General features: G+C 57.0%; 8 protein-coding genes. 2 read left to right on the top strand and 6 right to left on the bottom strand.

Features of this window, described 5'->3' with window-relative positions; translation table 11 throughout:
* Positions 1–2: 2 nt before the first annotated feature.
* From BB347_RS18755 to BB347_RS18745, 4 genes are all read right to left on the bottom strand, one after another.
* Positions 3–3785, bottom strand: a complete 3783-nt coding sequence (locus BB347_RS18755; protein WP_083687828.1) for a WD40 repeat domain-containing protein — start codon at positions 3783–3785, stop codon at positions 3–5.
* Positions 3786–3799: 14 nt separating this feature from the next.
* Complete coding sequence (locus BB347_RS18750) at positions 3800–4408, bottom strand: hypothetical protein (RefSeq protein WP_076584186.1); 609 nt, start codon at positions 4406–4408, stop codon at positions 3800–3802.
* Between the two features lie 348 nt (positions 4409–4756).
* Complete coding sequence (locus BB347_RS19145) at positions 4757–4912, bottom strand: hypothetical protein (protein WP_157525036.1); 156 nt, start codon at positions 4910–4912, stop codon at positions 4757–4759.
* Between the two features lie 59 nt (positions 4913–4971).
* A complete protein-coding gene (locus BB347_RS18745) occupies positions 4972–5763 on the bottom strand; it encodes a hypothetical protein (RefSeq protein ID WP_076584188.1) in 792 nt (263 codons plus the stop codon).
* A gap of 324 nt (positions 5764–6087) precedes the next feature.
* Here BB347_RS18745 and BB347_RS18740 point away from each other — a divergent pair, with 324 nt between their 5' ends.
* Both BB347_RS18740 and BB347_RS18735 read left to right on the top strand, forming a co-directional pair.
* Entirely contained in the window at positions 6088–6645 is a 558-nt protein-coding gene (locus tag BB347_RS18740; RefSeq protein ID WP_076584189.1) for a type IV pilin, read from the top strand.
* Positions 6646–6783: 138 nt separating this feature from the next.
* Positions 6784–7149, top strand: coding sequence for a hypothetical protein (locus BB347_RS18735; protein WP_236996032.1), 366 nt, complete (start codon positions 6784–6786; stop codon positions 7147–7149).
* Between the two features lie 20 nt (positions 7150–7169).
* Here BB347_RS18735 and BB347_RS18730 read toward each other — a convergent pair whose 3' ends face one another.
* Together BB347_RS18730 and BB347_RS18725 are read right to left on the bottom strand one after the other, a co-directional pair.
* Entirely contained in the window at positions 7170–7475 is a 306-nt protein-coding gene (locus BB347_RS18730; RefSeq protein WP_076584191.1) for a hypothetical protein, read from the bottom strand.
* Entirely contained in the window at positions 7472–7867 is a 396-nt protein-coding gene (locus BB347_RS18725; RefSeq protein WP_076584192.1) for a hypothetical protein, read from the bottom strand. The genes BB347_RS18730 and BB347_RS18725 overlap by 4 nt, the downstream gene beginning before the upstream one ends.
* Positions 7868–8767 lie beyond the last annotated feature (900 nt).

Raw genomic sequence — 8767 nt, 5'->3', positions numbered from 1 at the left:
TATCACCCTGCGAATCCGTGCCGCCGATAGACGAACCAGCCGGCTCCGAAGACGACTGGAACCGCGCCACCGGCGACAGACAGTGGCGAGAACGGGAACGTGAGACTTGGGAGTGAGAGTGCAATCCGGTGCTCCCACGACGAGATCCTGCCCGGATCTTCGTCGATATCGAAGCTGACGGAGCCATCGCCCTCGGTGTAGCTGCGGAGGACGTACTTCTCGTCATCGTCATCGCTTCGGTCGATCATCTCACCGTAGCGCGTCGACCCATCGAAGTCCAGTGGGTCGCCGAAGAGCGCACCCGAGTCGCCTCGCCAGACGGTGCTGTCGTCGCCAGCTTGCAGCGAGTCGAAGTGGATCACCGTCTCGATATTCGAGGAGACCGACCGCTCGTTCTCGCCCTCCACGACCGTGATATCGATATCGTGGGTCGTGCCTTCGAGTGCACCCTGTGGCTTCAGGTGGATTGAGCCGGGTGTGTCGCCTTCGTGCGTGACGGCTGTGGCCTCGAGTTGGCCACCATCGGTTGCGACTTCGGCATCTCGAAGTCCTTCGCCGGCGAGTGCGAACGTTTCGTCACCGACGCCGGTTTCCGCGCGGATCGTTGGTGGATCGGAGCGCGGGTCCTCGAGTGCGCGGATGGAGAACGTTTTCACGAACTCCGATCCCGTGCTATCCGTGACGGTTGCCTGCACGCGGTGTTGGCCCGCGCCATCGGTGGTGAACGTGGCGCTATCGTCTTCGGTGCTCGTGTTGACCGACTCGCCCTCAGGGTTCGTGACTTGCACGTCCGAGATGTCGCCGAAGCTCGAGTCATCGTCCGGTCGGAACGTCATGCTGACGCGGTCCGAACTACCCGGCGATTTGGTGTTGAGGTCGACCGATCGGATATCGGGGACTTCGCCCTCGAACGCGGGGTTCTGTCCGCTAATCCGGTCGTCGAGCATCCCATCGTCTCCTCCGCCCGTCACGCGGACGTCGAACATCGCTGAGTCGTCAGCGTCGATCGGGAACTCCTCGATAACCAGCGTATCCTCTCCGAACAGGCCGTTCGATTCGATCGAGTAGTAATCCTCGTCAATGCTGTCAGAGCTACCATCTGCCCAGTGGATTTCTGGGGCGACCGAATCATGGTCGACCGCTGGGAGTGGAATCTCAACCTGTAACTCACCATCATCGATTTCGAGATGGTCTTCGTCCCAGTCCGGAGTGCCGATGTTATCGAGGTCGACCGTCGCCTCTTGCATCAACTCGGTTTCTGTCTCGAGCTCGTCGCGATCGAGGTCGTCAGCATCCTGAATCTCGTCGAACTCGCTTTCGTTCAGGTAGTTATCTTCGGCGTTCGGTACCGTTTCCACGATCGGAACGTGCATCTGGTAGGTTGCCTCGAGTCGCGCCTCATCCATCTCCGCGAACTCCTCGTCGTACTCGTCTTGGATATCGCTGACTCGGTCATCGAGGCGTTGTTCTTCGAGGAATTCCTCGATGGAATCGTAGCGATCCATATCGCCGAACGGTAGATCAGTCGTGCCGTACGTTTGGACCGTCACGTTCTGGTCGCCGGGATCGACGGACCGGCTTTCAGCCGGTAAGTGGAAGCTGCCGTTGTAGTCGAAGTCAGATTGGTAGTCACGAAGGTCCGAGAGTTCGATATCCTCGATTCCCGGTGGGTCATCCTCGTCGAACTCGTCTTCGCGGATATCCTCGAGTGTGTCGATGATCTCAGAGTCAGCCTGATAGGCCTGGAGTTGGGCGTGTTCCGTGCCTTCTGGAATGTCGATTTCGAACTCGCCGTCTTCGTTCGTCGACGTTCGCTCAGTGACGATGAAGTCCTCATCGCGGAGGTTCTGGAGTGTTTGCGAGCGTTCCGTGAGGTCGCCAGCTTCATCGCGGAGGTCGTCCGCGAAGTTGTCTACGAGGTCTGTTGGCTCACCGACCGTGAACGTGTACGCGCGTTCTGGGTGGTCTTCAGGGTAGGCCTGGTAGATCCCAGTCGAGAGTTGGGTCTTGACCGCGTGGTGTTCGTTCGTCGATATCGGGTTCGCGCCCGTCGTCTCGTATTCTGGTTGTGTGGAATGCGTCTCCGTGTCGAGTGGGTCGCCGAACGGGTCGATCTGTCGGATTTCAACGTCGCCCTCGGTGGCTGCACCGGGGAACGAGCCATCGACCTGATTCTCGACCCAGCCATCTTCCGCTGGGTCCCACAGCGAGATGACGACCGTCTCGCCGCTATCGATTTGCATCTGTGGGTCATCTACGCTCGATTGGACGAGTGTGGTCGTGCCAACGCCCCAGTCGTCTTCTTCGTGTACGAGTGGGTACGTTGCGTCGATATCGTCTGCCCAGTCGTCGGCGTCTACGAGGTGGTCACCGGTTTCGAACTCATCTTGGAACTCATCGAACTCCTCGGGGAGATCACCAAGTTCTTCGACGAGTTCATCGGCGTTTTCGGCTTCGGTCTCGAGGTCCTCGATTAAGTCTTCGCTGAAGTTCGGTGGGTTCGAACCCTGTGCCGCGACGGTTGCGTTTTCAACTGGCGAGCCGGATTGGTCTTCGACGACGCCAGTGGTTGGGTCGCCGGCGGCAAACATTCCGGTTGTTGCGACCGACTCCACCGAGCCCGAGTGGGCGTCGGACTCCCAGATCTCCTCGCCATCGCCCGCATCCAGCGCTTTCACCATGTCGTCGTCCGAGCCAGAGTAGACGACGTCCCCATCCGACGACGGCGCGACCGACTGCACCGTGTCCGAGTGGGCTGTCGACTCCCAGATTTCCTCGCCACCGTCCGCATCCAGCGCCTTCACCGTGCCTTCAAACGAGCCAGAGTAGACGATGTCCCCATCCGGCGACGGCGCGACCGACCGCAGCGAGCCCGAGTGGGTTGTAGACTCCCAGATTTCGTCGCCCGTCTCCGCGTCCAGCGCTATCACCGTGTCGTCGGTCGAGTCAGAGTAGACGATTTCCCCATCCGGCGACGGCGCGACCGACATCACATTACTCGAAAGGTCGACCTCCCAGATCTCCTCGCCATCGTCCGCATCGAGCGCCTTCACCGTGTTGTCGGACCCGGTAGAGTAGACGATATCCCCATCCGGCGACGACGCGACCGAGTACACAACCCCCGAGTTGGCTGTCGACTCCCAGATTTCGTCGCCCGTCTCCGAGTCCAGCGCTTTCACCGTATTGTCGGACCCGCCAGAGTAGACGATATCCCCATCCGGCGACGGCGCGACCGACTCCACCGAGTCCGAATGGGCTGTCGACTCCCAGATCTCCTCGCCTGTCTCCGCGTCCAGCGCTTTCACCGTGTCGTCGTACGAGCCAGAGTAAACGGTATCCTCATCCGGCGACGGCGCGACCGACCCCACCGTGTCCGAGTGGGCTGTCGACTCCCAGATTTCCTCGCCCGTCTCTGCGTCCAACGCTTTCACCGTTTCGTCCCCCGATGCAGAGTAGACAACGCCATCCGACTCAACCGAATCCTCAGCGTCGACGTTCAACGATTCGGCAGTCTCAGCATCCAACTCGTCACCCGAACTCATCGACTCGAGTGACTCGCCACCGTCTGCGGAGAGTGCTTCGTCGCCTATCGCCGCAAGCGCGTCATCCTCAAACTGGCCGTCCTGCATCTCGGGTTGGGCTGTCTGTGCCGGGTCGTCGAACCCAGCCGCCGCGATCGGCATCGCTGCCATCGAGGTCGCCATCAGGACCGCGAAGACAACTGCAATCAGGCTAGTCCGAGAACCGAGGCGGATGCTGTTGCTCTTGGTATTGTTTTGTGTCATTGGAAATGGTTCTCTCAGTTATCGTCGCGCAGTTCGTTCGGGTTTAAAACCCACGTCGCAACCTGCCGCATGATCTGCGTGTCGTGGTATCGCCCTGATTCCTTCATTCGCATGGCCCGGTCTCGGATTTCACGCCGATTTCGCGGCGGGACGCTCACGTTGTTCATGTTCGCCGTGACGTAATCGATGAGATCCCGCAGCTCGTCTTTTCCTCGGTCGGGGATTATCCCCCCAAACGTGACGTGCCCAACCTCCGAGATTCGCCAGCGTCTCGTCGACGGTGCTTTCTTCTGCATCTGTGTCTGGGGCGTTTTTCGGTTGTTCCTCGTCGGCGGGTACTCGGCTGCATCCGAGAGTTCGATCACTTCGCCCTCGTACTCGTGTAAGCCATCCTCCGGTGGCTCGTTGAGTGCGATCGGGTCCAGTAACCCCTCACTAGTTTGCTTAAGCCACAAATGGGAGAACGAGTCCTCTTTCGTCGTCCCGCGAAGCTCGCTGTGGCCTGTTCTCTCGAGTTGTTCATCTTCGTCGTCTTCGCCCCAGTGATCGTAGCGAGCGTATTGGGCTCGCTCGAGCGATGGACGGTCTGACGACTCATCGGGCTGTGTTTTAGTTGCGGGCATGGGTTTGGGAGAAGCGTAGCTGATTGTTTTTCCAACCGTTTTACCGGTCGGAAAGCCTCGCCAACCGGCCACCCTCAAGGGTGCTGCCTTCAGGCCGAGTCCGGTCATTCCGGCCCCGTTTCAGGACGATTACCGTGGCGATGACCTGTTACCAATTACAAATACTCCCTACTACATGAAAGTACCGGGAACAAACCCGTATAGTGCCCGAAATAAGCGGATAAGCTACTGGGGAATTGCCCGTAGTTTAGGGGGAGAATACAGGCGAGTTGTACGCAGTGAGATGGTTGCTACTCGAGTCGCTGGATTGAATACGGAGACGGTCCTAAAATGTGACTGACGAGCGCCCTACTCACTGGCCCGCTTGTCCTCGAGCTCGTACTCGCGTTTTGCATACGCGAGTGCCATGCGATACGCCTCGGCACGCGAGGTCGCAACGTCCCCGAACTCGTCCATCACCCACGAATCCAACGGTTCGGGCACTTCGATCTCGCGTTTGACCATCGTGACTCATCACCTCCATAGACACGACTGTCGCTATCAGGTGATAAAATGCGCCGAATCTATCGAACCGTCCCGAGCGAACGAGCGGCGTCCGCCGAGATGACGATATGGCGCTCTCCGAGTACAACGCGTTCGTCGACCACCGAATCGATGAGCTCGCACAGCGACTCGAGATAGTCTCGGTTCCGCTCTTCTTGGATCGTCAGCGTGTCTTTCTGGTTGTGCTCGACCGCCCGGTTCTTGAGATACGAGTGGACGAATCGTTCGCGAACGGGTTCGGGTGCATCACTCAGGTATGACGGTAACTCGAGTCGCTGTTCGGCTTTCGGACCCACGGGTGCACCGAGAACCGCCAGCGTGCGGCCGAGAATCGTGCCGTCGGTTGCGGGCCGTGCTTCATCAGCTCGGCCATCGCGCTCGATTACGTCGAACTCGATGTTGGAGGACTCGAGCGCGTCGACTACGTGTGAGTGTTCGCCGTGATGGTTCAACGCGAAGGTCGGCGCATAGTGGGCTGTCGAAATCGACCCTCCAGAGAACACGTTCGCGACGAGAGTGTTCAGCGCAGTGAACGTCGGGCTGTCGAGATCGGCCTCGAGCCAACCATACTCACGCGCCGTCTCAATCGCGCGGACAGGGTCGGGTACTGAGACGTGTTCAATCCACGGTCGGACGCGGCCACGTGGCAGGTCGAACGTCGACGCGATCGACGTCGATCCCTTATTCGGGTGCCTGCTGGCGTAGCTCATCACGCGCCGGTACTCTTCGACCGTTTCGTACGCGTCGGTGTAGGACGTACTCTCGTACGTTCTGGCGAGGGCGCGTTCCGACAGAGGACCGCGGTCAGACATACGCGTGGGTTGTGTCGGCCATCTATAACTGTTTCCGGTTGGGCTTCGAGAGTGTCGAAATCGGCGACGTGAGCGCGTTCAAGTGGTGGCTGGAAGGTCTCTATCGCTGCCTAATTATCAGGTTTGAAAGCCTTATCAGAACTAAAGAATTTCACGATCCTATGAATATATGTACTGGTACTCGAGTTGGGAAGTTAGCACCAAAATCGCACGGTGGGACGGTGGCGCGGGGAGGCCGGAGAGGTCGGCCAGCGATCTGCGCCATGTGGTCAGACATGATTGCCGATATAAAGCGTTCCGGCCGGCACAGGGTGCGTGACTACAATGGACTTGACAAAGTATCGGAATAAGTTAGTCGGATCGGAGGACGAACGTGCAGTATCGCCCGTTATAGGGGTCGTTCTTATGGTAGCTGTGACTGTCATTCTAGCTGCCGTTATTGCCGCGATGGTGATGGGAATGGGTGACGACCTTGGTGATGACAATACTCCCACTGTTGGAACAGATATGAGTGCAAACAGTGACTGGGACGAAGAAGAAAGTGAATGGGAAGAATTTGCGTATATTAGTCATCAATCTGGCGATTCGATTGATGGTGAAGATCTAGACGTTGTAATTCGTGACGAGAATGGAGCGGCGTTAACCACACTATCGGGTGAAGCGCAAGATAATGAAGTTGGTGACAATGAATTCGGCATCAATGCAACATTGAATGGTGATGATTTCACCGGTGAAGAATTCGGCGGTGGTTCCACGATAACGGTTGAAACTGAAGGTGGTGAAGAAAGCGATGCGGCCTTCTACGATATTGATGAAGTAGAAGTTCAGTTGATCCACACACCATCTGATGGCACAGTCGGAACACACACCCACGAGCCTTAACATAGTATAGATACCGATATTTTTAATTCGAATATTGCCCCAGATGTTATATTCCATTTTATATAGATATGTACATATTGGTCAATTGTATAATTGTCAGGAGTAGATATTAATGCTCGAGAAAAGCACGTATTCGTAATGTCTGTTCAACATAGTCGGTGGGTCGTCAGATCCCACAAGAGCACGCCAACCGAGACGTGGATGTGGATCTTCGCCGTCGCGCTCTTTGGAACCGGAGATTTAGCCACGACAATCGTCTTCATCGAGATTGGTGCTGGTGTTGAAGGGAATCCGATTGTGGCACCAGTTGTCGAATCGGTTGGGACGTGGATCTTAGTTCCATGGAAGTTCGCGGCGATCGGCGTCTTCTATCTCGGCTATCGAGTGGTGCCGAAGCAGATCCGCATAGGAATCCCAATCGGCCTCACTCTTGTTGGCGCTGCGCTGACCGGATGGAATCTGTATGGCTGGTACCTCGGACACAACCCGATTCCGATATTCTAAATCCGAAAAGAGTGTGTAGCCTACTCTGCCCGATCGACGACGCTCGCACCACTCAAGATTAACTTCGAGCGGCCGCTCGAGGAGACCGACGCGGCCACCCGCCCTCGAGCCAACAGACACGGACGTTCGGTTTCCTTCGAGAGCGATCCCTGCGAACAGACGGCGCATCGAGTCGTCGCGACGTCGATCTGCGTGCCGACGATGGTCACGAGGATTTCGACGCGGTGATTCGGTCGCAGACAGACGTTACAGCAATCGCAGTGTGCGAGCTGGCCAGCCCCGATCGGGATGCCCGACAACAGCGCGTCTTCGGTCTCGAGTTTCATTCGTCCTCCGAGAGAACGCGCTCGTAGCTTTCGAGAATCGGTGCGTAGCGCGCTTTGTGCGCGTCGGGCAGCTCGCGCACGACCGAGTCGTCAGTGACGACAATCGTTCTCGGGATGTACTCCCAATCTTCGAGATAGCCGAAGAACTCGGACTCGACGGCGTATTCGCCAGAGCCGTCGACGTAGGCGACGACGGTCACGGGGAGTTTGATGGTGCTGTTGGCCCCGGTTGCGAGTTCGTGGGTTTTCGCGACCGCCGCGAATCGGCAGCCATCCTCGTCGCTGTCCTGGTCCTCGAGCGATCGGATGGTCGACTCGTCGATGAGTTCGATACCCGATTCGGGTTGGTTGTAGTCGGTACGCTTTTGCCTGCTGGTGGTTTCGGTGGACATGTTCATCGTTACTCCGGTGAACCCAGGTCGGTGCTACAACACCGGCCGAATCCTTCATTCGGCGTGTCCTGAGTTGTCTAGTCCATCGTGCTATTCCATTATAAAGATACCGACCATCTACCAGATTGATGACTATGAAATTCGATCGTACCGGGTGCCGTTTTTCGAGGTATCTTACCAGTTTTAATAGGTATTTTCAGACTCGACTTTCGGAGTGTTGTCTGTGGGTTGCCCGAGTGTCACAGAAACGCCGACATGTCGATTCGAAAGGTTCGGTATGGTCGGGGTAGGCTGTCTGGAACGTCGTTCAGACGCCGATTTAGAGTTAACAAAACGAGAATTCGGTCATGCTCTGAGAATCACGATTGTATTACTATACCGAAGGTGCCACAGTCATGATTGTCATTCATAGCAAGGTTTTTTGCAGCAGAAGTAGTAGTACTGCCCGTAGGCCCCACACACAAAGCCAACTGCCTACATCATCACCGAACTAAAAAAGGCAGCACGCTGGCCGATGCACACGGCCAGACTTATCGGTCGTTCGGCGATTCCGCATTCGGTGCGGTCAGGGCAAGGGCGATAAGCGCACACCCGACCAAAGGTTCGTGTATCAGCACGATTGCGCCGCCCTTGACCAAAGCCGCTCGGACTTTCGGGGTCATGTAATCACCCCAGTAGCATTTCTTATTTAGCCACGCAATTCATTCGTGCGTGAGTGGTCAATGACCACAACAGTTCAGTGGAACTACGTGCATAAAAATGGTGCCAGAGCGGAGCGAACCTGAAGAAGAACGCGACACCGTAGTGCTGTACTGAGTCGAATCGAGAACTACGCTCGAGCCCACAAACATATCGGAAAATCGGAACGTACCCCACCGATTTGATTATCCTCTCGCTCTT

It is taken from the genome of Natronorubrum daqingense, from assembly GCF_001971705.1.
GTDB lineage: Archaea > Halobacteriota > Halobacteria > Halobacteriales > Natrialbaceae > Natronorubrum > Natronorubrum daqingense.
This window is presented reverse-complemented; position numbering and strand designations above follow the sequence as displayed.

Coding starts and splice junctions, on each gene's coding strand:
- BB347_RS18745 (WP_076584188.1), bottom strand. CDS start 5,763: ATGTCTGACCGCGGTCCTCTGTCGGAACGCGCCCTCGCCAGAACGTAC.
- BB347_RS18750 (WP_076584186.1), bottom strand. CDS start 4,408: ATGCCCGCAACTAAAACACAGCCCGATGAGTCGTCAGACCGTCCATCG.
- BB347_RS18735 (WP_236996032.1), top strand. CDS start 6,784: ATGTCTGTTCAACATAGTCGGTGGGTCGTCAGATCCCACAAGAGCACG.
- BB347_RS18755 (WP_083687828.1), bottom strand. CDS start 3,785: ATGACACAAAACAATACCAAGAGCAACAGCATCCGCCTCGGTTCTCGG.
- BB347_RS18730 (WP_076584191.1), bottom strand. CDS start 7,475: ATGAAACTCGAGACCGAAGACGCGCTGTTGTCGGGCATCCCGATCGGG.
- BB347_RS18725 (WP_076584192.1), bottom strand. CDS start 7,867: ATGTCCACCGAAACCACCAGCAGGCAAAAGCGTACCGACTACAACCAA.
- BB347_RS18740 (WP_076584189.1), top strand. CDS start 6,088: ATGGACTTGACAAAGTATCGGAATAAGTTAGTCGGATCGGAGGACGAA.
- BB347_RS19145 (WP_157525036.1), bottom strand. CDS start 4,912: ATGGTCAAACGCGAGATCGAAGTGCCCGAACCGTTGGATTCGTGGGTG.